Source organism: Sodalis sp. RH16, assembly GCF_047324245.1.
Taxonomy (GTDB): domain Bacteria; phylum Pseudomonadota; class Gammaproteobacteria; order Enterobacterales; family Enterobacteriaceae; genus Acerihabitans; species Acerihabitans ligni.
This window is the reverse complement of the sequence record NZ_CP178737.1, coordinates 3,781,869-3,804,576: the sequence shown is the minus strand read 5'-3', so window position 1 is coordinate 3,804,576 and position 22,708 is coordinate 3,781,869. Positions and strand designations below refer to the sequence as shown.

Annotated in this window: 20 protein-coding genes; 11 read left to right on the top strand and 9 right to left on the bottom strand. The window is 58.5% G+C overall.

What is annotated here, in order from left to right; all coding sequences use genetic code 11:
• The first annotated feature begins 318 nt into the window (after positions 1-318).
• A complete protein-coding gene (locus tag ACL2XJ_RS17560) occupies positions 319-1,716 on the top strand; it encodes a PLP-dependent aminotransferase family protein (protein WP_413723937.1) in 1,398 nt (465 codons plus the stop codon).
• A 3-nt stretch (positions 1,717-1,719) separates the two neighbouring features.
• Here ACL2XJ_RS17560 and lpxO read toward each other — a convergent pair whose 3' ends face one another.
• Positions 1,720-2,622 carry a lipid A hydroxylase LpxO gene (gene lpxO, locus ACL2XJ_RS17555; RefSeq protein ID WP_413723936.1) on the bottom strand — a complete coding sequence of 301 codons (903 nt, stop codon included), beginning with the start codon at positions 2,620-2,622 and terminating at the stop codon, positions 1,720-1,722.
• A 158-nt stretch (positions 2,623-2,780) separates the two neighbouring features.
• On the bottom strand, positions 2,781-3,554 hold the full coding sequence (locus tag ACL2XJ_RS17550) for an SDR family oxidoreductase (protein WP_132922347.1): 774 nt from the start codon (positions 3,552-3,554) through the stop codon (positions 2,781-2,783).
• 129 nt (positions 3,555-3,683) lie between these two features.
• Between ACL2XJ_RS17550 and ACL2XJ_RS17545 the strand changes: the two genes are divergently transcribed.
• On the top strand, positions 3,684-4,616 hold the full coding sequence (locus ACL2XJ_RS17545; protein WP_132922348.1) for a LysR family transcriptional regulator: 933 nt from the start codon (positions 3,684-3,686) through the stop codon (positions 4,614-4,616).
• Positions 4,617-4,717: 101 nt separating this feature from the next.
• Here ACL2XJ_RS17545 and leuD read toward each other — a convergent pair whose 3' ends face one another.
• The 6 genes from leuD to ACL2XJ_RS17515 are packed head-to-tail and all read right to left on the bottom strand — an operon-like array spanning position 4,718 to position 11,161.
• On the bottom strand, positions 4,718-5,323 hold the full coding sequence (leuD, locus tag ACL2XJ_RS17540; RefSeq protein WP_413723935.1) for a 3-isopropylmalate dehydratase small subunit: 606 nt from the start codon (positions 5,321-5,323) through the stop codon (positions 4,718-4,720).
• The gene (gene leuC / locus ACL2XJ_RS17535; RefSeq protein ID WP_413723934.1) at positions 5,320-6,750 is read right to left on the bottom strand and encodes a 3-isopropylmalate dehydratase large subunit; all 1,431 of its coding nucleotides are present in this window, start codon (positions 6,748-6,750) and stop codon (positions 5,320-5,322) included. Before leuC ends, leuD begins: the two co-directional genes overlap by 4 nt.
• Positions 6,737-8,533 (bottom strand): ABC transporter permease, encoded by a 1,797-nt coding sequence (locus ACL2XJ_RS17530; RefSeq protein ID WP_132922350.1) that lies wholly within the window; start codon positions 8,531-8,533, stop codon positions 6,737-6,739. The genes leuC and ACL2XJ_RS17530 overlap by 14 nt, the downstream gene beginning before the upstream one ends.
• Positions 8,530-9,639 carry an ABC transporter ATP-binding protein gene (locus ACL2XJ_RS17525; protein ID WP_413723933.1) on the bottom strand — a complete coding sequence of 370 codons (1,110 nt, stop codon included), beginning with the start codon at positions 9,637-9,639 and terminating at the stop codon, positions 8,530-8,532. The genes ACL2XJ_RS17530 and ACL2XJ_RS17525 overlap by 4 nt, the downstream gene beginning before the upstream one ends.
• Position 9,640: 1 nt before the next feature.
• Positions 9,641-10,720: an ABC transporter substrate-binding protein gene (locus ACL2XJ_RS17520; protein WP_165934138.1), complete on the bottom strand. Its 1,080-nt coding sequence runs from the start codon at positions 10,718-10,720 to the stop codon at positions 9,641-9,643.
• Between the two features lie 54 nt (positions 10,721-10,774).
• Positions 10,775-11,161 carry a VOC family protein gene (locus ACL2XJ_RS17515; protein WP_132922353.1) on the bottom strand — a complete coding sequence of 129 codons (387 nt, stop codon included), beginning with the start codon at positions 11,159-11,161 and terminating at the stop codon, positions 10,775-10,777.
• Between the two features lie 594 nt (positions 11,162-11,755).
• Between ACL2XJ_RS17515 and ACL2XJ_RS17510 the strand changes: the two genes are divergently transcribed.
• From ACL2XJ_RS17510 to ACL2XJ_RS17470, 9 genes are all read left to right on the top strand, one after another.
• Positions 11,756-13,357, top strand: coding sequence for an ABC transporter substrate-binding protein (locus tag ACL2XJ_RS17510; RefSeq protein WP_413723932.1), 1,602 nt, complete (start codon positions 11,756-11,758; stop codon positions 13,355-13,357).
• Positions 13,358-13,369: 12 nt separating this feature from the next.
• On the top strand, positions 13,370-14,317 hold the full coding sequence (locus ACL2XJ_RS17505; protein ID WP_132922354.1) for an ABC transporter permease: 948 nt from the start codon (positions 13,370-13,372) through the stop codon (positions 14,315-14,317).
• Positions 14,314-15,207 (top strand): ABC transporter permease, encoded by an 894-nt coding sequence (locus tag ACL2XJ_RS17500; RefSeq protein ID WP_203522038.1) that lies wholly within the window; start codon positions 14,314-14,316, stop codon positions 15,205-15,207. Before ACL2XJ_RS17505 ends, ACL2XJ_RS17500 begins: the two co-directional genes overlap by 4 nt.
• Positions 15,204-16,283, top strand: a complete 1,080-nt coding sequence (locus tag ACL2XJ_RS17495; RefSeq protein WP_413723931.1) for an ABC transporter ATP-binding protein — start codon at positions 15,204-15,206, stop codon at positions 16,281-16,283. Before ACL2XJ_RS17500 ends, ACL2XJ_RS17495 begins: the two co-directional genes overlap by 4 nt.
• Positions 16,280-17,197 (top strand): ATP-binding cassette domain-containing protein, encoded by a 918-nt coding sequence (locus tag ACL2XJ_RS17490; protein ID WP_413723930.1) that lies wholly within the window; start codon positions 16,280-16,282, stop codon positions 17,195-17,197. Before ACL2XJ_RS17495 ends, ACL2XJ_RS17490 begins: the two co-directional genes overlap by 4 nt.
• A gap of 17 nt (positions 17,198-17,214) precedes the next feature.
• Complete coding sequence (locus tag ACL2XJ_RS17485) at positions 17,215-18,513, top strand: amidase (RefSeq protein ID WP_413723929.1); 1,299 nt, start codon at positions 17,215-17,217, stop codon at positions 18,511-18,513.
• Between the two features lie 13 nt (positions 18,514-18,526).
• Positions 18,527-19,846, top strand: coding sequence for an amidase (locus ACL2XJ_RS17480; RefSeq protein WP_413723928.1), 1,320 nt, complete (start codon positions 18,527-18,529; stop codon positions 19,844-19,846).
• A gap of 16 nt (positions 19,847-19,862) precedes the next feature.
• On the top strand, positions 19,863-20,633 hold the full coding sequence (locus tag ACL2XJ_RS17475) for a sulfite exporter TauE/SafE family protein (protein WP_203522043.1): 771 nt from the start codon (positions 19,863-19,865) through the stop codon (positions 20,631-20,633).
• Between the two features lie 90 nt (positions 20,634-20,723).
• Entirely contained in the window at positions 20,724-21,854 is a 1,131-nt protein-coding gene (locus tag ACL2XJ_RS17470; protein ID WP_132922359.1) for an AbrB family transcriptional regulator, read from the top strand.
• A 52-nt stretch (positions 21,855-21,906) separates the two neighbouring features.
• Here the strand turns inward: ACL2XJ_RS17470 and ACL2XJ_RS17465 are convergent, their stop codons facing one another.
• A complete protein-coding gene (locus ACL2XJ_RS17465; RefSeq protein WP_413723927.1) occupies positions 21,907-22,659 on the bottom strand; it encodes a GntR family transcriptional regulator in 753 nt (250 codons plus the stop codon).
• Positions 22,660-22,708: the final 49 nt, after the last annotated feature.

Here is a 22,708-nt window from a genome sequence, read left to right as displayed (position 1 = left end):
GCTAACGGACGCGTCATCATTCATGGAGCAAGGGTTATGCCAGGGGCGGAAAGGGACCATGCAATCATCGGCCAATCAATCGCTCAACTTCTGAGCAAAAAAAATTTTCACCGACCCGCATTTCAGGTCACAGGCAAATAGAAGCGCAACTATTAACCAATACGCTGCACAATGACAACGCATGTATAACCTATGATTGCACCAATCTAACGCACTGCAAACAATCTGATGCAATCATTAAACACAATCATTACATCAATGATTGCATGGGCACGGATGAATCCGCTAGAGTGGAGGTCCGCCACCTGGAGAGAAACAATGAAACGATTCGATCGTTGGACGCACTATATGCATGAACGACCGGAGCGTCCGGCTTATCTGCTGATTGCCGATTTGATCCATGACGCCATTGAAAGCGGTGATTTCCAGCCGCGGGATCGCCTGCCCCCCCTGCGGGACCTGGCGGTGAAACTTTCTTTGAATTACACCACGGTGACCCGCGGCTACGCCGAAGCGCGCAAGCGCGGACTCATTGATTCCCGTCCGGGCACCGGCAGCTTTATCCGCGGCAAAGTGCCGTCGATCCCGCCCCGCAACGGCAGCAGCTACGAGATGACCATGAATCTGCCGGTGGAACCGGATTCGCCGGATCTCGTGGCGCGAATCCGCCAGGGCGCCCTGAATCTGTTTGCCCACAAAGATCTGTTTCCCCTGCTGCGCTATCACGATTTCGGCGGCAACCATGACGACAAAGAGGCGGGATGCCGCTGGCTGGGGCGCCGTTTACCGGCGGTGGCCCCCGAGCGGCTGCTGGTATGTCCCGGCATTCACAGCGTGCTGGTGGGATTGCTGACCCTGCTGGCGCGCCGGGGCGGAGAAATCTGCGTCGGCAGCCTGGTGTATCCGGGGCTCAAAGCCATCGCCGCCCAGTTGGATATCACCCTGCACGCCCTGGAGTGCGACGGGGACGGCCCGATGCCGCGCTCGTTTGAAAACGCCTGCCAGACCGGGCAAATCCGCGCCCTGTATCTCAATCCCACCATCAATAATCCCACCACCCTGACGCTGCCGCTGCGCCGGCGGGAAAAGCTGGCGGATGTGGCCCTGCGCTACAGCGTACCGATTATCGAAGACGACGCCTATGGCATGCTGCCCTCCGCCTCCCTGCCCGCCATGGCGGAGCTGGTGCCGGAACTGACCTGGTATATTACCGGCCTGTCGAAATGTTTCGGCGCCGGTTTGCGCATTGCCTGGGTGCACGCCCCCACGGTGCGCCAGGGGCAGCACCTGGCCGGGGCCATGCGGGCGCTGACGGTGATGTCCAGCCCGTTTACCAATGCGCTGGCGGCCCAGTGGATTAACGACGGTACGGCGGAAAAAATGCTGCTGGCGGTGCGGGAAGAAGCGGTCCTGCGCCAGCGGATGGCCGCCCGACTGCTGCGCAATTACAGCCTGCAGGCGGATGCCGAAGGTTTCCATCTCTGGCTGCGGCTGCCGCACCGCCAGGGCTGGAATCCGTCGGATGTGGCGGTGAAACTGCGCCATCAGGGGGTCAGCGCGGTCTCCAGCGCCGCCTTCTGTACCGACAATAATCCCCCCGACGCGCTGCGCCTGTGCCTGGGAGGCCCCAACAGCCGCGAGCAGTGCGAGGGAATACTGAAAAACGTGGCTGACATGCTGGAGTACCCCGCCTGGCTGTCCACGGTGGCGCTGTAACCATTATAAATTTGTGAAAACCAGCACTGCGATACCGCCGAACAGCAGCCATTTGATCAGGTAATAGCCGGCGCGGTTTTTCTTCTTCAGGTATTTGCCGACCTTGCGCACCGCATAGATATACTTGAACGCCTTGTTGACGCCGCCGGTGCGGTCGCTGTCCCAGTTAGGCGCCGCCCCGGCGCTTAACACATGACGGCCCAGCCAGTGATTCACCGCCTGCGCCCAGCGGTAGCGCATGGGCCGTTCAATATCGCAAAACAGGATCAGGCGCTGCTTACCGCTGGAATTTTCCGCATAGTGGATATAGGTTTCGTCAAACAGCACATCCTCCCCGTCGCGCCAGCTGTAACGCTTACCGTCTACCTCGATAAAGCAGCGGTCGTCCTGGGGCGTCATCAGACCGAGATGATAACGCAGGGAGCCGGCATAGGGATCGCGATGGCGCGGCAGCCGGCTGCCGTCGGGCAGTTCGGCGAACATGGCGGCTTTCACCGAAGGCAACGTCCGCAGCAGCTCGGTGGTGCGGGGGCATAACGCCTTGGCGGAAGGATGGCTGTCCTCGTACCATTTCAGGTAAAACCGCTTCCAGCCGGTTTTGAAAAAAGAATTAAATCCGGCGTCGTTATATTTATCGGACACCTTGATTTCGCGCATTGCCATCAGCGCCAGCCCCTCGTCACGGATCATCCGCCAGTTGTTCCTGAGGATTTCCAGCTCCGGCAGCGTATCCGGCTTGAGATAAGGCGTGAGGGGAATGGCGGAAAACAGATACATAAAGACATTCATCGGCGATACAAAGGAAGAGTGATCCGCCAACTGGCGCCAAAAACCAAAACGCACCCGACCGCGATAATGCACATAGACCGCACAAGCAATCAACAGCAGTAAAATGATGTATTTCATATCCATACCTCATCAGGGATGAGTTAAAAACATCAGGAACACACAGAACTTTTACAGTGGCATTGACTCTGATCCTCACCCCCCGTCCCGGGAGGTGATGCAATATTAGTCGAACGCAGCGAAGCGGTGCTACATAACTTGTTAATCGCCAGCCGAGGTTATTTGGTGGTATAGCCGCCATTCACCAGAATGGTCTGGCCGGTCATCCACCATCCCTCCGTCACCAGAAAACGTATCCAGGGAACGATATCGGCGATATCCGTCAGGCCGGTTTTGCTGAAAGGCGAGAGCGCGGCCGCCGTCTTATGGTAATCCCGCGCCTCGGCGCTTTCAGCCGGATAAAAGAACGGCGTATCCATAGGACCCGGACCGATGGCGGTGACGGAAATCCCCCGCTCGCCAAACTCCTTCGCCGCCGCGCGGGTAAAATGCTCCACCGGCGCCTTGGTGCCGGCGTAAGCGGCATAAAAAGGCGTAAACGCTCCAAGCAGGGAAGTCACCAGGGTACAGATTTTCCCATTGTCATTGAGGTGCTTCCCGGCCTCTTTAAGAAAGAAAAAGGCCGACTTGGCGTTCACCGCGCTCATCTCGTCATACTCCGCTTCCGAGATATCGAACAGGGGCTTTTTCAGCACCTTGCCCACGGTATTGACGGCAATGTCCGGCCTGCCGATGGCCGCCGTCACGTCCGCAAAGAGCTTTTCCACGGCGCCGGCCGTGGTCAGGTCGGCCTGAAAGGCCACAGCCTGCGCCCCGGCGGCCATGATCGCCGCCACGGTGGCTTGGGCGTCATCTTTACTTCCCGCGCTGTTGTAATGTATGGCGATGGCTTTCGCGCCGTGCGCGGCAAAATCACGCGCAATCAGCCCGCCCAGATTTTTCGCGCCGCCGGCAATAATGACGGATTTGCCTTTGATACTGTGCTCTGTCATGACGTCAGTCCTCTTCTCTATGGGTATAACAGCCAAAGATGGTGCCCCCTGAGAATAGCTCCTGCATTTTCTGTATAAAGGCCGCAATTCTGATTATACTGTCCATAAAACACGAACAATGTAATTTTTATGGACAGAATTGACCTCTTTCGCATTTTTATACGGGTGGTGGACTGCGGCAGTTTCACCCGCGCGGCCGACGTAATGAACATGCCCAGATCCACCGTTTCCGCTGCGGTTGCGGAGCTTGAATCCCGGGTAGGAACGCGCCTGCTTCACCGCACCACCCGCAGCGTCTCCCTCACCTCCGATGGCCGGGCTTTTTATGAACGCTGCCTGAGAGTGATACCGGACGTGGAAGAAACGGAAAATCTGTTCAGACAAAACGATAGCCAGCCTGTGGGGAAAATCAGATTTGATGTGCCGGGACGCATTGGCAGGCTGATCATCGCGCCTTCACTGCCTGAATTCTTTACCCGCTATCCGCACATGATGCTGGAAATGGGAGCATCTGACCGCAATGTCAGTCTGGCGGAAGAGGGAATAGACTGTGCCTTGCGTGTGGGAAAACTGACCGACTCAAGTCTGGTGGCCCGCAAACTCGGGTTCCTGGAATTCATCAATGTGGCGGCGCCGGCCTATATCGCCCTGCATGGCAGACCCGATACGCCTTCAGATCTGCCCCGCCATCTGGCGGTAAACTATGCCTCCCCCACCACGGGCCGGGTCGAGAGCTGGGAATGGCCGGAAAACGGCAGCTACCAGTCCGCCGTCCTGCGCGGCCGGATAACGGTCAATAACGCCGAAGCCTACATCGCCTGCTGCCTGGCCGGTATGGGAATGATTCAGATACCCCAATATGACGTACAAACCCACCTGGAATCAGGAGACCTGATTGAAGTCATGCCCGCCTACCGCCCCCGCCCTCTTCCGGTCCAGCTACTCTATCCACACCGCAAACACCTTTCCCGCCCGCTACAGACGTTTATAACCTGGGCTGAGCCTCTCCTCAGGGAGAAACTGCTGCTGAACGAGCCAAATCCAGATCCCGCGAAACGTTAACAGACATACCGGGTCAAGCGCCCCACAGCACGGTAAGCCCGCTATCACCCAGGGCAAAGCGAGCCTGTTAAAGGGAGACCGCGCTGATGGGGCGCCACGAGCTACTTAATCCATGGATAGGCGGCCCGGTACTCTTGTTCGAACGCCACAATGGTCTCGGCATACCCCTGGGTCAGAGCGATATCATCAATACCCTCAATCAAACTCTTCTTCCGCAGGGGATGGATCTCGAAGGCATACCCCTCACCGTTCAGATCCCAAACCACCTGATGTTCAAGATCGATACGCAGGCGCGCGCCAATATCGTCATGCAGCTGATGGCGCAGCGCAATGCAGGTTTCGTTCGGCAGTACCACCGGCAGCAAACGGTTCTTATAGCAGTTATTGGCAAAGATATCCCCGTAGCTGGACGCAATAACCGCGCGGATACCGAATTCCACCAGCGCATACACCGCCGTTTCCCGGGAGGAACCGCAGCCGAAATTGCGATCCGCCACGATAATGCCGCCCTCCCGATAAGGCGGCCGGTTAAGGATAAAATCCTTCTCGTTATCCTGCCCGTCAAAACGCCGATCGTGAAAGGCGATGCGGGCAAAAGCCGGACCGCGTGGTACCTTGTTAAAGCGGGTGGGACAGATCTGATTGGTATCCACATTGGGTTCATCAAAGGGAATGCCGATGCTGTCGATAGCCAGTAATGAGGTCATAAGGTTGTCTCCTCAAAGGAGCGAACATCGGTCAAATAGCCGGTGAGGGCCGCGGCGGCGGCCATAACCGGACTCACCAGGTGGGTACGTCCGTTAACCCCCTGCCGGCCGCGAAAGTTACGGTTGCTGGTAGAGGCGCAGCGTTCCCCCTCCGCCAATACGTCGCCGTTGATGGCGGTACAAAGGGAACAGCCGGCGTCGCGCCATTCGAATCCCGCATTGATAAAAATCTTGTCCAGCCCTTCCCGCTCAGCCTGCCGCTTCACCGACGTCGAACCAGGCACCACCCAGGACGGCACTTTAACCCGGCCCCGAAAAGCGATACCGGCCGCCGCCCGCAGATCCTCGATACGCCCGTTGGTGCAGGAACCGATAAAGACCCGGTCGATTTTTATCGAGGTCAGCGGGGCGCCGGCGGTCAAGCCCATGTAATCCAAAGCCGCCGCAACCTCCTGACGCTGGTCGCCGTCTTCAATGGCGGCCGGGTCGGGCAGATGGCCGCCGATGCCCAGCGCATGCTCGGGGCTGGTGCCCCAGGTGACCGTAGGGGAGACCTCATGTAAATCAAGGGTGACCTCCCTATCGAATACCGCGTTATCGTCGGAAGGCAAGGTCCGCCAGTAGGCCACGGCCTGCCGCCACTCCTTTGCGGCGGGGGCAAAGGGCCGGCCCTTCAGATAGGCATACGTGGTTTCATCCGGCGCGACGATACCGGCCCGTCCTCCCGCCTCTACCGCCATGTTGCACAGCGTCATGCGCTGTTCCATGGACATGCGGGTCACCGCCGGTCCGGCATACTCGATAATATGTCCGAGGGCGCCCCCGGCGCCGAGGAGCGCGATAAGCGCCAGATTGATATCCTTGGCGGATACATAAGGGGCCGCTTCCCCCACCAGCCGTACCCGCATGGTTTTCGGACGGCGCAGCCAGAGGGTCTGGGTCGCCAGCACGTGGCGGGCGTCCGAGGCGCCGATACCAAAGGCCAGGCAACCGAAGGCGCCGTGAGTGGTGGTGTGTGAATCCGCCCCGCCGATAAGCAGGCCGGGCTGGGTTATACCCTGCTCCGGCGCCACCACATGCAAAATGCCCTGGTTGGGATCCTCGGGTCCGAAATAACGGATGCCGTGGCGGCGGACATTCTCGCCGAGCCTGAGGATCATGTTGCGGATGGCCGGATCGGCGATACCCTCCACTCCCCGCTCCCGACCGGCGGTGGGCAGATAGTGATCTGAACAGGCGATAATCTGATCCGGCCGGTAAACGTGCTTGCCGAGGGCGTTAAGCGCTTCAAAGGCGTGACTGGACCCTTCATGCACCAGCAGATTGTCCAAATAGAGCAATTGCTCGCCGTCAATATCCACTATACGGTGGCGATCCCAGATTTTTTCCGCCAGGGTCTTGCCCTGCCCGTTGTCAATCGTGCCCATGCTTTTTGCTCCACGAGGTTACTTTTTTCATATCGATCAAATTTCCGCCGGACACCAGGCGATACAGAACCAGGGAGGCGAGGCTCAGCACCACGATAATCAGCGCCATCGCCGCCGCCTGCTCCACCTCGCCGGTTTCCAGATATTCAATCACTTTGGTGGACATCACCTGGGTGGCCGGCTGCGCCAAAATGGCCGACATGGTCAACTCCCGCAGGCCAAATGCAAACACCAGCAGCGCCCCGGCCCACATGCTCGGCTTCAGCAGCGGCAGGGTCACGGCGGTAAGCGTACGCAGCCAGCCGGCGCCGGCCACCCGGGCGGCCTCCTCCAGTTCCGGGGCAATCTGCTTAAGCACCGACCGGGACAGCACGAAGGAAATGGGCAATTGCTTGGCGACATAGGCAATCAACAAGATGGTGAAGGTGCCGTAGAACCAGTTGAGATAGCCGAGCATGATGGCCACCGCGAAGGTAATGGCCGGAAAGCCGTACGCGATGAAAATCGTCGCGCTCACCAGACCCCGGCCGATAATGGTCGTCCGCTCCACAAACCAGGCGAACAGCACGCCGAGGATAACGCAGATAAACGCCGCCCCGGCGGACAGGAACAGGCTGTGTTTAACGGTATCGAACACGCCGAAGGTGGAATCCACGATCATCGCGAAATGATCCAGCGTCAGGTTGGCAAAGGTCACATCGTCGCCAAACGCCGTTAATAATGACAGCAGCACCAGGGCCGCCAGCGGTAAAAACGCGGTAACAAAAAATACCGTACCGCAAAAGGCCGCCGCCGCCCAGCGTCCCCGGCCGAGGCGCACCGGCAGGGCCTTTGCCCCGGCCTTGCCGGAGAGGGTGCGGTAGCGGATATCCCGAATCAGCAGGCGTTGCAGCAGCAGGCTCGCCAGGGTGAAGACCACAATGGGAAACGCCAGCGCCGCCGCCTGTTCGAAATGGGGCGGGAACGTCAGCAGCTTGTAGATTTTGGTGGTGATAACCGAGAAATTCGCCATGGTGCCGATAGCCGCCGGCGCGCCGAAGGATGACAGGGCGTCCAGTATCACCAGGATGGCGCTGGATAATACCGCCGGCCTCACCAGCGGCAGGGTCACATGCAGGGCGGTACGCACCCGTCCGGCCCCCAGCACGCGGGCGGCCTGTTCATAGCCGGGATCGATGTTCACCAGCGCGGCGCAGACGGTGAAAAACACCAGGGGATACAAATGGGCTATCTCGATAAACACCAGTCCGCTAAAGCTGATGACATTGAAAAACGGCGTGGTGGTGCCCAACAGCCCGTTAAGCAGCTTGTTCAGGTAGCCGGAATTCGGCGCCGCCAGGAAAATCCAGGCGATAACGGTGATAAACGAGGGCACCACAAAAGCAATGGCGGCGCTGATGCGGATCAAGGCTTTGCCCGGCATATCGGTGCGCGACACCAGCCAGGCCATGGGCAGCCCCAGGGCCAGCGATCCGCCGGTAACGCTTATCGCCAGTAATGCTGAATTCCCCACCGCCTTCACCATGCCCGGGTCGGAAAACGCGTTTATCAACGGCCGCAGGGCGCCCGCGCCGCTATCGCCGGCAAGGCCCAGCAGCACCAGCCTCGCCATGGGATAAAGTATCAGCGCGCCCAGCACCAGCAGCGCGGCGGTGAGAATGATGATTTTTCCCGGCTCCGCCGCCACCCGGCGCCACCGGCCGGTGACCTTTTGCGCCAGGGTCGCGGATCCGGCATAGGGGCGCATCTGTTTCGGCGCCGGCGCGGTGCTCGATTTCATCATGGTATTACCCAGGCCTCATCGGGATGGAAGGAAACGGTCACGCCGTTGGCAACCGAGCCGGACCATTGCCGCGGCGTTTGCACCCGCAACGGATGGCCCGCCACGTCAATCACCAGGTCGTAGCGGCTGCCCAGAAACGCGGAATCGATAATCCGGCCGCGCATGCCGCCCGCGGCGTCCGGATCGAAAGAGACATTCTCCGGCCGTACCGATACCGCCACCCCGTCGCCGGTGCGGCAGGTGGCAATGACCTGATCCGACGCGGCGGCCCAGAAAGGCTCCCCGAGGGCGGACTGAACCAGCAGGCGGCGGGTATTGGCATCCAGTCCCGCCACCGTGCCCTCAATAAGATTGGTGGTGCCGACAAAGGAGGCGACAAAGCGCGAGCGGGGCCGTCGGTAAATGGCTTCCGGCACGTCGCACTGTTCGATACGTCCCTTGTTCATGACAGCAATCCGGTCCGCTATCACCAAGGCTTCTTCCTGATCGTGGGTGACATAAAACATGGTGATGCCGTTTTGGCTATGCAGGCGCTTAAGCTCAAAACGCATCTCTTCCCGTAAACCGGCATCCAGGTTGGACAGCGGCTCATCGAATAACAGCAGGCTCGGCTCAGCGATAATGGCCCGCGCCAGCGCCACCCGCTGCTGCTGGCCGCCGCTCAGATCGCCGGGATAACGCTGGGCCAGGCCGTCCAGATGAACAAGTTTCAGCACGTCGTCAACTTTGCGCCGGATGGCGGCCCGGTTGTCGCCGGCGATGGAGAGGCTGAACGCCACGTTGTCATAAACGGTTTTGTGCGGCCAGACGGCATAGTTCTGGAACACCATGCCCAGTTGGCGGCGCTCCACCGGCACAAAGGCGCCGCGCCCGGAAGCAAGCAGACCGGAAAGATGGATCTCCCCGCCGTCGGGCTCGATAAAACCGGCCACCATCCGCAGGGTGGTGGTCTTGCCGCAGCCGCTCGGCCCCAGCAATACCAGGCTCTCCCCTTCGTTTACCCTCAGGTCGACCCCGTCAACCACAGGGGTATCCCCCAGCTGTTTTCTCAGGCCGATAAGCTCCAGACGGGCCGGACGTGGAACGGAATTATCAATAGCCATCATATTACTCGCGACCGAAAATTTTATTAAAACGGGCCAGGAAATCCTGCGTGGTCTTCTCATCGGACAGTTTGGAAAGATCAACGTTATAAGGCTTGAAGTCCGCCAGCTTGGGCAGGCCGTCCACCGAGCCGGCATCGGCATTGGTAGGCCAGAATTTACCGGCTTCGGCACGCAATTCCTGGCCCTGGGCGCTGGTGAGAACTTCCATCAGCAGCTTGGCCGCCGTCGGATGGGGCGGATTGGACATGATGCCGCTTGGCTGCTGTGTCACCAGCGTCCCTTCGTCCAGGTTGTAAAGATCGATGGCCTGACCCTGCTCTTTGGAGGTCATGACATTAAAGGAAGATACCATCGGGGACACGCTGCGCTCGCCGGAAGCCAGTATCCGCGCCGCTTCGGGATTGCCGCGCACGAAAAGCACGTCCTGTTTGGCCAGCTTTTCCATATAAGACCAGTCGATTTTGCCGGTTTGCAGCAGGGCTAAAAAGAAGGTCAGGCTATTGCCGGCGGTGGAAGGATCCGCCAGAACGATTTTTCCTTTCCATTTTGGATCGAGAAAATCCGCCAGCGAATGGGGCAGATTGGCTTTATCCGGCACAGCGCGGCTGTTATAGGCGGCGGGCAGCAAAAACACGCCGATGGAATAATAGGCGCCGTCGGTATCAGCATAATCCGGACTCAGCTTATCGAAGGTGGAGACCTTATAGGGCAGGTAATACCCCTTTTGTTTCCATAAAACAGCGACATAAGGCTGGCTCATGGCGGTCACGTCGGCACGGTATTGCTTCGCCGCGCGTTCCGCTTCTATCTGGGTAATCAGGTCCGGCGCCTTTTTGCCGACGATGGTCAGATGAATCTTGGGAAAATTGGTTTTCCATAACTCGCTGAGCAGCTTTGATTCCTCGCGACTGGCCGGAGAATAAAAAATAACTTCTTTTTCATTATTGGCAATGGCAGAGGTATATAACTGTTCATACACGCCGCCGGTTAATTTCAGATTATCCGCCGCCAACGCCGCGGATGATAATGAAAACAATAGTGCGGTCCCCAGCAGGATATTTTTCACGACTGTAAACGCCATAATAAGAATGCCTTTGCTAAAAATCTGATACACAGATTTATATTTGATCGGAACTCATTCGATGGAATAACGCCCTTCTTTTACTATTTCGGCTATGGTGCCGTCGGGCGCCCGGAACTTCAGCGCCCCGGAACCCGGCGGTGAAAGGATTTCGCCCCCCAGCGCCCTGATCTTTTCCGCTATTTCGTCCTGATCATCCACCGATACGCCGTAATGATGCAGACGCGGCCCCGGCCCGGAGAGCAATGCCTCTTCGTGATCCTCGTTATCGTACTGCACCAGCGTAAAATCAATATGCCCGTCTGTCAGATGCCGGGAGGTATGCTGGCGCTTATGTTCCGTTTTGATTTGTTTAAAACCGAACACCTGTTCATAAAATTTGGTGGCATAATCAAGATCATCAACTTTAAGTGCGAGATGAACGATGCGCGAAGCGGCCATATTATTCTCCTGATCCGTAAGGTGAAAGGCATCATTATTTATCGCGCCTTTTCAGCATTTTCTTTTAGGTGGACAAAACATTTCGGGATTATTTTCAGCCGTTAACGCTTAATTTAAATGCCCGGCAAAAATAGACTAACAGTTGGGGTCATGACTGTTAACGCACAATTTGAGATAACGATAGTTAAATAACACCATAAGCCTGGGTCCGTTCTAAGACGGATCCGGCACGGCATAAACGGCGACTTCTTTGCCGCCGAATCCGCCAACCATACGTTTTTGCTATCACCCATCCCCCTCCGCCGGAGGAAATTACGGTTCGCTAAATGGCCGCCCTTTTGCTCAAAACGCCGCCGAACAACAAAAAACTATTTAATTTCAACAAATTAATACGATTTTAGCCTCTCTTTTTCCCCGTCTTCAACCGGGCGTCCACGATATAAACATCCAATATTTGCCGCTATTTTATCCGTACCCAGCATCTTGTACCGTCTAAAAAAGTACAGTATAAACTATATAGTATTAAAACTATAAGTCGCTGTCCCTGACGGCGGATACCCACAAACTCACACTCCCTTACCATGAGGATTGATTATGTCATTGAAAAAATTGCTGCCTTTTTCATTGATGGGCGCGATGTTGATATGTTCGCAATGGGCCCAGGCCGCCGGGACGCTCAGGATCGCCATGACGCTGGCGGATATCCCGGTAATGGACGGCGCGCCGGATCAGGGCACCGAAGGCGTGTCCTTCGGGGGATACACCGTATTCGATCCGCTGATTGAATGGGATCTGTCCAAAAGCGACGCCGCCTCGGTGCTGCGGCCGGGTTTGGCCACCAAATGGTATATCTCGCCGGAGGATAATTCACACTGGATTTTTGAATTAAGAAAGGGCGTGAAATTTCATGACGGATCGGATTTTAACGCCGATGCGGTAATTTTTAACCTGGAACGGGTGTTCAATAAAGATTTTCCCGCCTATGACGTGTCGATACAAAAGCAGATGGTGCCTTATATCAATGACGTTAAAAGCTGGAAGAAGCTGGATGACTACAAGATTGAAATCGAAACCAAAAAGGTCGATGCGTTTTTCCCTTACCAGATGACCCGGCTGTTGATTGCCTCGCCGGCGCAGTGGGAAAAAATGGGCAAAAGCTGGCCGCAGTTCCGCCAGCACCCGTCGGGCACCGGTCCCTGGAAGCTGGATAAGCTGATACCGCACCAGGAAGCCGATCTGGTGCCGAACAAGGATTACTGGGATAAGGCCCGCGAACCCAAGCTTGACCGGCTGGTCCTGTTGCCGATTCCCGAGCCGTCCGCCCGCACCGCCGCCCTGCTGTCCGGTACCGTGGACTGGATCGAAAGCCCGGCGCCGGATACCGTGGACCGCCTGAAAAAATCCGGCATGGTGATCTCCACCAATACCATTCCCCATGTCTGGCCTTATACGGTCAGCGTGCTGCCCGGTTCCCCGTTCGCCGATATCCGGGTACGTAAAGCCGTTAACCTCGGCATCGATCGCGACGGCATGGTGCAGTTGCTGCATGGTCTCGCCACCCCCGCCACCGCCCAAATGGCCGAAGGCAATCCCTGGTACGGCAATCCCAGCTTCAAGATCAAGTATGACCCGGAAGAAGCCAAGCGCCTGTTGAAAGAAGCCGGTTACGGCCCGGACCATCCGCTGAAGCTGAAAATCGCCATTTCCACCTCCGGTTCCGGCCAAATGTATCCGCTGATGATGAATGAATTCATCCAGGAAGACATGCGCAAAATCGGCGTCGATCTGCAGTTTGATGTCTTTGAGTGGGAGGCCCTGCGCGGCCGCAGAAGAGGCGGGGCCGCGGCGCCTGAAAACAAAGGCATCGACGGCATCAATAACAGCTGGTCCACCACCGACCCTTATTATGCCCTGATTCGCTACCTGGATCCGAAAGAAGTCCCGCCGGAAGGCACCAACTGGGGCGGCATCAACGATCCGGTGATTACGCCGCTCATCCGGCAGGTGCAGGGTGAATTCGATCCGGCGAAACAGGACAAGCTGCTGGCGCAAATCCATACCCGCTTCGTGGATCAGGCCTACTTCATCTGGGTGGTACATGATGTGGGTTCCCGCGCCATGTCGCCCAATGTACAGGGTTATGTCCATGCGCAGAGCTGGTATTCCGATTATTCACCGGTATCAATGAAGCAGTAACGAGGCGCAGCCATGTTGTCGTATGTTATTCGTCGTCTCCTGTACGCCATCCCCATTTCGCTGGCGGTCACGATAGTGGTGTTTTCCCTGGTGCACCTGGCGCCGGGGGATGCCATAAACGCCCTGGTGCCGGATGAGGCGTCGCAGGAACTGGTGGATCAGATCCGCCATGAGTACGGGCTGGATAAACCGTTGCCGGTGCAATACTTCTATTGGCTGGGCAACGCCCTTCGGGGCAACCTGGGCATGTCGCTGGGCTCCGGCCGGCCGGTGGCGACGGAGACCATGACCGCGGTGAAAAACACCCTGGTGCTGGCGGTAAGCGCCGGTTTGCTGAGCTGCGTTCTGGGGTTTACCTTAGGGATCGCCGCCGGCGTGTGGCGGGATCGCCTGCCCGATCATGCCATCAGCTTTTTTACCCTGGCGGGGGTCAGCGTGCCCCACTACTGGCTGGCCATCGTGCTGGTGATCATTTTCTCGGTAAACCATATGTGGCTGCCGCCGTTGGGCATGGGGCCGAATGAGTGGCGGCTGGACTGGGTACATGTTCAGCATATGATCCTGCCCACGGTGACCATGGCCGCCATTCCCATTTCGGTGATTGCCCGCACGGTACGGGCCAACGTCGCCGAAGTGATGGATCAGGAATTCATCACCACCCTATGGTCGAAAGGACTCACCCGCTCCCGTATCTTCTGGCATGTGATCCGTAACGTATTGCCCGGTTCCATGGCGGTAATGGGCTTGCAAATCGGCCATATGCTGGGGGGATCGGTCCTGGTGGAAACGGTTTTCGCCTGGCCCGGCACCGGCTTTTTGATGGCCACCGCCATTTTCCAGCGCGACCTGCCTCTGCTGCAGGGCACCATGCTGGTACTGTCCATTTCCTTTGTACTGCTGAATTTGCTGGTCGACCTGCTGCAAAGCTGGGCCGATCCGCGCCTGAGGAGGATCGGATGATAAAGCAGGTTTCAGTGACCCTGACCGCGCCGGCCGTTCGGCGGCCCAAGGCGGGAAGCTACAGCGCCCGGGTCTTGCGCCGCTTCCTTCATCAGCCGGTTTCCCTGGCGGCATCCCTGGTGCTGCTGATTATCCTGGTCTCCTGTATCGGCGCCAACTGGATAGCCCCCGAGGATCCCTATGCCACCAGTATCCTGATGAGGATGGCGGACATGGGCACTTCTCACCGGCTGCTGGGGGGCGACGAATTGGGCCGCGACCTGCTGTCGCGCCTGATTTACGGCGGACGGGTATCGCTGCTGATGGCTTTTATGCCGGTGATGATCGGCCTGCTGGCCGGCGGCTTTCTCGGTATCCTGGCCGGTTACGCCGGCGGCCGGGTCAATACCGCCATCATGCGCAGCATGGATATCTTCTATGCTTTCCCCTCCGTCCTGCTGGCGGTGGCCATTTCCGGCGCACTGGGGCCGGGGCTGCTGAACGCGATTTTATCCCTGTCGCTGATTTTCATTCCCCCCATCACCCGTATTTCCGAAAGCGTCACCACCCAGGTGCGGGGCTATGAATTCGTCATGGCGGCCATGCTGTCCGGCGCCTCCACCTGGCGCATCATCCGGCAGCATGTGCTGAGCAATGTCGCCGGGCCGATTATCGTGTTCGCCTCCAGCCAGATCAGTATCTCGATCATCACCGCCTCGGGATTGAGCTTCCTCGGCCTCGGGGTCAGCCCGCCCACCGCCGACTGGGGCCTGATGCTCTCGTCGCTGCGGCAGTCGATTTATGTCAATCCGGCCGTGGCGGCCATGCCCGGCGTCATGATCTTTCTCTGCTCGATTTGTTTCAACGTCATCAGCGATGGCGTGCGCAAAGCCATGGAGATCCGTCGATGAACAAGGTGATTTATAACGACTCGCCGCTGCCGCCCATTACTGATAAAGGCGGACCGGCGCAGCCGCTGCTGAGGGTGTCCGGGCTGCGCAAGCATTTCCGTTTCAAGGACGGCTGGCTGGGCAGCCGCCAGCAGGTGCGCGCGGTGGACGGCCTGTCGTTCGAGGTGCTCAAGGGTGAAACCTTAGGGATTGTCGGGGAGTCGGGCTGCGGTAAATCCACCACGGCCCGGCTTATCACCGGCATGATGCAGGCGGACGCCGGGGAGATAAGCCTGGACGGCGAAACCTTCTGGCAACCGGGCAAGAAAATCAGCGCCGAAGCCAGACGCGCGGTACAGATGGTGTTCCAGGACAGCCACTCCTCCCTGAACCCGCGCATGTCGGTAGTGGATACCCTGGCCTTCGGGCTGCTGGCCCATGGCATTGATCGGGCCGTCGCCGTGGATTACGCCGGCCGTCTGATGGATGCGGTGGGCATGCCGGCGGCCGAGTTTGCCGATCGCTATCCCATCGAGCTGTCGGGCGGCCAGCGCCAGCGGATTAATATCGCCCGGGCCATCGCCCTGCGTCCCCGTCTGCTGCTGCTGGACGAACCGGTGTCCGCACTGGACAAGTCCGTCGAGGCGCAGGTGCTGAACCTGCTGGTGGAGCTGCGGGAAAGCCTCGGCCTGACCTATATCTTCATTTCCCACGATCTCAATGTGGTGCGCTATATCTCGGATCGGGTGGTAGTAATGTACCTGGGGCAAATCGTGGAGTCCGCCCCGTCGGATACGCTGTTCTCCTCCGCCGCCCATCCTTATACCCGTGCCCTGCTGGCCTCCAAGCCCTCGCCGGACCCGCGGGAAAAAATCGCCGCGCCGCCCCTCACCGGCGATCCCCCCGACCCCATCAATCCTCCCAGGCACTGCCGGTTCCATACCCGCTGCGCTTTTGCCGAAGGGGTCTGTTCGGCCAAAACTCCCCATCTGCAGGCCAACCCGGGATCCCATCCGGACCATCGGGTGGCATGCTGGATCCACGTGCCGGATTCCGGCCACAGCCTGGCCGCCGGCGGCAAGGAGACCACATCATGACCGATATCACCGCCAAAACGGGCGCGGGCGCTGCCACTGATAACGCGACCAAACCTATGGGCACGGCGGCAAACAGCCCGACCGGCAACGGGGCGGACCTGCTGGCGCTGGAGCAGCTCAATATCGCTTTCCATACCGGCGGCCAGTGGCGGTCCATCGTGCGCAATATCAATCTGCGCATCGGCCACGGCCGGGTCCTGACCCTGCTGGGGGAATCCGGATCGGGCAAAAGCGTCACTCTGCGATCCATTCTGGGGCTGTTGCCGCAGAAAACCACCCGGGTCAGCGGCCGTATCATGCTCAACGGCCGGGATGTGGTGGCCATGAACCCCGCGCAGCAGGCGCAAATACGCGGCCGCGACGTCGGGTTTATCTTCCAGGAGCCGATGACCGCTCTCGATCCGGTGTTTCGGGTCGGCGATCAAATCGCCGAAATGCTGATGAAACACAAAGGCATCAACCGTAAGGATGCCCTCGCCAAGGTAAAGGATTTATTCGATCTGGTGCAGATCCCTTCCGCCGAACGACGGCTGCGGTCTTATCCCTCGGAGCTGTCCGGCGGCCTGCGCCAGCGGGTCATGATAGCCATGGCGGTTTCCTGTGAGCCGAAGCTGCTGCTGGCGGACGAGCCCACCACGGCCCTTGACGCCACGGTGCAGGTGCAGGTTCTGCTGCTGTTGCGGCAAATCCAGCAACAGTTCGGCATGTCAATCCTGTTCGTCACCCACGACCTGGGAGTGGCGGCGGAAATCGCCGACGACGTGGCGGTAATGTACCACGGCGAGATTATCGAAAACGGCAGCGCGGAAAAAGTGCTGCTCCGTCCCGAACATGAGTACACCAAACTGCTCACCGGCTGCTCGGTATACGGGCATTACCGGCAAAATACCCTGGGCCGGCAGCAGCCGGTTTAACATAAAGAGACAGACCCATGGCTGATAAAATCAATTTTGAACGGTTAACGGCAGTCACGGCCAGGCAGGCGATAGATGCCGGCACGCTCACCGCCGGCCGGCTGCTGGAAGCCTGCCTGGAGCGCATCGACGCGCGGGAAGACGATGTCCGGGCGTGGACCTTTCTCGATCGGGCTGGAGCGCGCAAACAGGCGGCGCAGCTGGATGCCGGCCCGTCCCGCGGCCTGCTGCACGGCATTCCGCTGGGGGTCAAAGATATCATCGACACCCATGATATGCCGTCCCGCTACGGCTCCCCCATCTACCAGCACCACCACCCGCAGTGGGACGGGGCTTCGGTAGCCCTTTCCCGGGCCGCCGGCGGCGTTGTGCTGGGCAAAACCGTGACCACCGAGTTTGCCAACCGCCACGCCGGACCCACCCGCAATCCCCTTGATCTCGAACATACGCCGGGAGGGTCCTCTTCCGGCTCCGCCGCCGCGGTGGCGGATTTTCACGTTCCGCTGGCCCTGGGCACCCAAACCGGCGGCTCGGTGATTCGCCCGGCGTCCTACTGCGGCGTCTATGGCTATAAACCGAGTTTTCAACTCATCGGCAACGCCGGGGTGCGCACCAATACCGAAGCGCTGGATACCGTCGGCCTGATGGCCCGATCCGTGGACGATCTGGCGCTGTTCAAGGCGGCTCTCACCGAAACGCCCTATATCGCCATTGATACCCCGCCCCTGTCGGCGCTCTCCATTGCCCTGTGCCGCACCCCGTACTGGGACCGGGCCGCCGACGAGTCCCGCCGCGCCCTGGAACAGACCGCCGAACTGCTGGCGTCCGCCGGGGCAACGGTTACCGAACTGGTGCTGCCCGGGGAGTTCGCCGGGCTGGAGGAAGCCCACCGGCAGATCTGCGCCTTTGAAATCCTGCGTAACTATGCCGATGAGCTGCGCCGGTTCCGGGAACTGGTGAGCGATGATTTCATCACGCAAAGGGTGGTTCTCGGCGAACAGACCACCCTTGAGATGTTCCGTGAGGCCATTATGCTGGGGGAGCGCTGCCGGAGCTGGCTGGACCGGTGGTTCGCCGAGCGGCGCGTTGACGCCCTCCTCACCCCCAGCGCCCAGGGGGAAGCCCCCCGCGGCATCGCTTTTACCGGCAACGTGGTGTTCAATTTCCTTTGGACGTTCCTATACACCCCCGCCATCACGCTGCCTCATTTCACCGGACCGCTGGGCTTGCCCGTAGGCGTCCAGCTGGTGGGCCGAAAATACACCGACCAGCATCTGTTAAACGTCGCCTCTTCCGTCGCCGGCTTATGGTCGTAATTCAAGGGACATTATGAAAAACAACCCCGCTTCATCCATTCCTCCGGCGCAGTCAGCCGCCGGCATGTCCGTAACGGAAGCCCTTGCCGCCATGTCTCGGGGCAGCCTGACCAGCGAAACCCTGGTGGCCGCCTGCCTTGAGCGGGTAGAACAGCGGGACAGCGATGTCCGCGCCTGGGCCTATCTGGATCGTGAACAGGCGCTGGCACAGGCCCGCCAGGCGGACAGATCCGCATCCAAAGGGCTATTGCACGGCATCCCGGTGGGCGTAAAAGACATTATCGACGTGCGGGGCATGCGGACCGCGTTCAACTCGCCGGTTTATCCCCACTACTTCCCTTCCATGGATGCCGGCAGCGTCGCGATGATCCGCAACGCCGGCGGCATACTCCTGGGCAAAACCGTCACCACCGAATTCGCCAACCGTGAACCGGGGCCAACCATGAATCCCCATGACCGCCGACGCACGCCGGGAGGCTCATCCTCCGGCTCCGCCGCGGCGGTAGCGGATTATCAGGTCCCGCTGGCCCTGGGCACGCAAACCAGCGGATCGGTCATTCGTCCCGCCGGCTACTGCGGCATTGTCGGCTACAAACCCACCTTCGGCGAATTCACCCGGGTGGGGGTAAAACAGCAGTCCGGATCGCTGGATACCCTGGGACTGTGCGCCAGAAACGTACGTGACGCCGAACTGCTGCGCACCGTGCTTATCGGCACGGACTACCGGCCTGCCCCCCTACCGGAACGTCCCCTGCGCATCGCCTTTTGCCGTCCGCCGGAATGGGAGCAGGCCGACCCCGCCGTCCGCCGGCGGGCAGAGGAGTGCGCTGCCCTGCTGGCGAAGCAAGGCCATCACCTCAGTGAACCGGCGCTGCCCGCCGATTTTAACGGCTGGCTCAGGATCCACAGCACCATCGCCAATTTCGAATCGGCGCGCAACCTGGCGTTTGAAAAAACCGTGCATCGCCACCAGCTCAGCGCCAAGCTATACCAGGGCCGCATCAGGGATGGTGAAAACATCACCCTTGAGCAATATATCGCCGCCCAGCGCGAGGCCGAGACATTACGCACATTTATCCACCAATATATGGAAAATATTGATGTTATATTAACGTTATCAACCGCCAATGAAGCCCCCATAGGGCTGGATGATACCGGTACAGCCGTTTTCAACTCCCTCTGGACGCTGTTATATACGCCCTGCATCACCCTGCCTGCCGGATTCGGCCCGTCAGGCATGCCGTTCGCTATTCAGCTGGTGGGACGGCGTTTCGAAGACGAAGCGCTGTTTGCCGCGGCGCTTTTGGTGGAAGAACACATTGCCGATAGATAATAAGGGGCATTGTTCAATGCTGATGTCTTCCATGGACCTGTCGTCCAACGGACCGTTGCAGTATTTTTTCCTGGGTGGGGTAGCGTTCTTTTCCGCGATTCTGGGCGGCATCAGCAGTTTTGGCGCCAGCCTTATCATGACGCCCGCCATGACGCCGGTGATCGGCATCAAAGCGGTGGTGCCGGTGATGGCCGTGGCCATGACGTTCGGCAATCTCTCCAGGATGTGGGTCTACCGAAAGGATATCCAGACCCATACCCTCCTGCAGATCATGATTCCCGCCCTGCCGAGCCTGCTGCTGGGAACCTATCTTTACAAGATACTCTCCCAGCACATGCTCGAACTGATTATCGGCCTGTTCCTGCTGGTAATCCTGCCGCTACGGCGCTATATGGCCCATAAACAAATCGTCCCCACCCCCGCCATGATCATCATGATGTCGGTTTTATTCGGCTTTATTTCCGGCGCGCTGCCCGGCGGCGGCGTGGTATTACTGCCCATCCTGCTGGGTATCGGCCTGGTAGGGGGCGGCGTCATCGGCACCGATGCCTGCATCGGCATGGCCACCAATATTTTCAAAGTGGTATTTTTCCTGCTTTTTTCATTGCTCAGCACGCGCTATTTATTATATGGCCTGTTAATCGGTTTCTGCATGATACCCGGAACCTACCTGGCCCGGTGGCTGCTGGGCCATCTGCACGTCAAAATCCATACCTATATTATTGAGGCATTGATTTTTTTCAGCGGATTATCTTTTTTATACAGTTTTATTATCGAACAGGCCTGATGCCAGGCCTATTGAGCCGGCAAGATATTTTAGTGAAATGGTTTCGGCCACACATGCTGTATTTATATTATTAGAGAGAATTCCCTATAAATGGTTAATATGACGATACCCCAGACATCCCATCGTTTTGCTTATTTAAGCATGATGCTGCTGTTATCCGCATTAATAGGCGCCGCGCTGGAAGCCGTTGATTTCAAATTGGGCTGGATGTTCGGCGGGGTGTGCGGCGCGGCGTTGACATCCTATTTTTTAATGCCGGCAATGACCTTAAGCGGGAAATTGTATATAGGCAATATGCGCCAGGCGGGACAGGCCATTCTTGGCGGAGGAATCGGCTGCTTGCTGCATTTCAGCGATATCGGCCGACTGGGCTGGTTTTTTTTCGATATCTTTTTCATGATGGTCATCTCCCTCATTTCCTCTTTTGTCCTGGCGGTACTCTATTCTCTCATTTCCACCCGGCAAACCGTCAAAACGACATTCTTTTCCACCCTGCCGGGAGGGATCGGCATCATGGCCAACCTGGCCAAAGAGTATGGCGCCAATGCCGAACTGGTGGCGATACTACAGTCGGTACGGATATTATCCGTGGTGGTGTTTATTCCTTTTCTGCTGCGCAATCTTCTGCATATCGATATTGACGCCATTCCGGCAATTCATGGCGAAAGCCATAGCGGACATGATATTTTCAGCACCGTATTGATATTATTGTTTGCCATGGCCGGCTATTATATGGGAAAAAAATTACATATCGCGTCGCCGTCGTTAATTGGCCCGATGCTGTTGGCCATCATCGTCAATAATCTTATGCCCGGCCAGTTAAGTATCACGATGCCGTCCTTACTGTCCCATATTGCTCAAATATTACTGGGTGTCACCATCGGCCACGGCATCATTTCACGCTTATTCTTCATCAAGCTGCGGGATCTGATTATCGGCCTGTTTTCCATAGTCCTGTTGCTGCTGTTTGCGGTGGCTATCGCCGCCTTGTTCCGCCTGGTGGCGGATGTGGATTGGCAAACCGCCATCCTCAGCACCGCTCCCGGCGGCGCGGCGGAAATGATTGTCCTGGCCAAAACCCTCAACACCCATCTGGAAATCGTGGTCACCGCGCAGGTTGTCCGGCAGATTATGGTTAACGCCCTAGTGCCGCTGTGGGTCGTGCTGTCCGATCGCATGGAGAACGTACTGCGCAAAGGGGCGATGGATAAAGAGATCTGATCGGAGTGAGGGCAGGCCCGCCAGGCCCGCTATCACCGAGGCATGAACTGTCTTAACGCGTGGTATTGGTGTAATACACCCCCTGCCGGGCATGAATCAAACGATACTCAATAACAAAGCCGCCGAGGTCATAAGCCGAGCGAATCACCTCCAGCACCGGCTCCCCCTCAGCGGATCCGAGATGCTCACGATCCTCTTGATCCCCCAGGGCGGCGTAAACCTTCTCATCCACCCTCACTATCAAAAGATTATACTGGCGGTCAAAAAAACTGGCGATGCTGGAAGGACGCAGCCGGGCAAAACGCTCGGCGGCATTAGGACAAAAATCTCCCCGCACCACGATATGCTCGATAATCGCCGGACGCCCGCCCGCCGAACGCAGACGGGTCACCCGGCTTACCGGAGATCCCACCGCAATATCCAACTGCTGCGCGTCAAACTCCGTCGCCGTCCCTTCCGCAAAATCCAGATAGGTCGCCCGCTCCGTACGTTCGCCCTGCTCGGAATAGAAATTCAGAAACTTATAGGGCTTGGCCGCCTTGCCCCCTCGGTAGGTGGCGATAGTGGTGCCCCGGCCGCGCTGGCGCACCACCACGTTATCCTGCACCAGCTTTTCCACCGCTTTGCGCGCGGTGCCGACGCTGACGGAATACTCTTCGGCCAGGGCGATTTCACTGGGCACCAGATCCCCCGGCCGCCACTCGCCGCTCAGCACCCGGCGGATTAAATCCTCCTTTACCGTCAGATAAATCGGCTTGCGGGGTTTGGGTTGCTTCGGATCCGATGCCTTGGTTTGTTCAATCATAATGTGCCCAGTGTCGCCCCTAAAGTGCGGTTGCACGTCAAAAACGGAA

Excerpts from the sequence above, each read along its gene's own strand:
- leuD (WP_413723935.1), bottom strand. The coding sequence starts at position 5,323 with ATGACCTCATTACTGGCTATCGACAGCATCGGCATTCCCTTTGATGAA.
- ACL2XJ_RS17545 (WP_132922348.1), top strand. The coding sequence starts at position 3,684 with ATGGACAGAATTGACCTCTTTCGCATTTTTATACGGGTGGTGGACTGC.
- ACL2XJ_RS17475 (WP_203522043.1), top strand. The coding sequence starts at position 19,863 with ATGCTGATGTCTTCCATGGACCTGTCGTCCAACGGACCGTTGCAGTAT.
- ACL2XJ_RS17515 (WP_132922353.1), bottom strand. The coding sequence starts at position 11,161 with ATGGCCGCTTCGCGCATCGTTCATCTCGCACTTAAAGTTGATGATCTT.
- ACL2XJ_RS17530 (WP_132922350.1), bottom strand. The coding sequence starts at position 8,533 with ATGATGAAATCGAGCACCGCGCCGGCGCCGAAACAGATGCGCCCCTAT.
- ACL2XJ_RS17520 (WP_165934138.1), bottom strand. The coding sequence starts at position 10,720 with ATGGCGTTTACAGTCGTGAAAAATATCCTGCTGGGGACCGCACTATTG.
- lpxO (WP_413723936.1), bottom strand. The coding sequence starts at position 2,622 with ATGAAATACATCATTTTACTGCTGTTGATTGCTTGTGCGGTCTATGTG.
- ACL2XJ_RS17510 (WP_413723932.1), top strand. The coding sequence starts at position 11,756 with ATGTCATTGAAAAAATTGCTGCCTTTTTCATTGATGGGCGCGATGTTG.
- ACL2XJ_RS17560 (WP_413723937.1), top strand. The coding sequence starts at position 319 with ATGAAACGATTCGATCGTTGGACGCACTATATGCATGAACGACCGGAG.
- ACL2XJ_RS17485 (WP_413723929.1), top strand. The coding sequence starts at position 17,215 with ATGGCTGATAAAATCAATTTTGAACGGTTAACGGCAGTCACGGCCAGG.
- ACL2XJ_RS17495 (WP_413723931.1), top strand. The coding sequence starts at position 15,204 with ATGAACAAGGTGATTTATAACGACTCGCCGCTGCCGCCCATTACTGAT.
- ACL2XJ_RS17525 (WP_413723933.1), bottom strand. The coding sequence starts at position 9,639 with ATGATGGCTATTGATAATTCCGTTCCACGTCCGGCCCGTCTGGAGCTT.
- ACL2XJ_RS17480 (WP_413723928.1), top strand. The coding sequence starts at position 18,527 with ATGAAAAACAACCCCGCTTCATCCATTCCTCCGGCGCAGTCAGCCGCC.
- ACL2XJ_RS17465 (WP_413723927.1), bottom strand. The coding sequence starts at position 22,659 with ATGATTGAACAAACCAAGGCATCGGATCCGAAGCAACCCAAACCCCGC.
- ACL2XJ_RS17550 (WP_132922347.1), bottom strand. The coding sequence starts at position 3,554 with ATGACAGAGCACAGTATCAAAGGCAAATCCGTCATTATTGCCGGCGGC.
- ACL2XJ_RS17490 (WP_413723930.1), top strand. The coding sequence starts at position 16,280 with ATGACCGATATCACCGCCAAAACGGGCGCGGGCGCTGCCACTGATAAC.
- ACL2XJ_RS17505 (WP_132922354.1), top strand. The coding sequence starts at position 13,370 with ATGTTGTCGTATGTTATTCGTCGTCTCCTGTACGCCATCCCCATTTCG.
- leuC (WP_413723934.1), bottom strand. The coding sequence starts at position 6,750 with ATGGGCACGATTGACAACGGGCAGGGCAAGACCCTGGCGGAAAAAATC.
- ACL2XJ_RS17470 (WP_132922359.1), top strand. The coding sequence starts at position 20,724 with ATGGTTAATATGACGATACCCCAGACATCCCATCGTTTTGCTTATTTA.
- ACL2XJ_RS17500 (WP_203522038.1), top strand. The coding sequence starts at position 14,314 with ATGATAAAGCAGGTTTCAGTGACCCTGACCGCGCCGGCCGTTCGGCGG.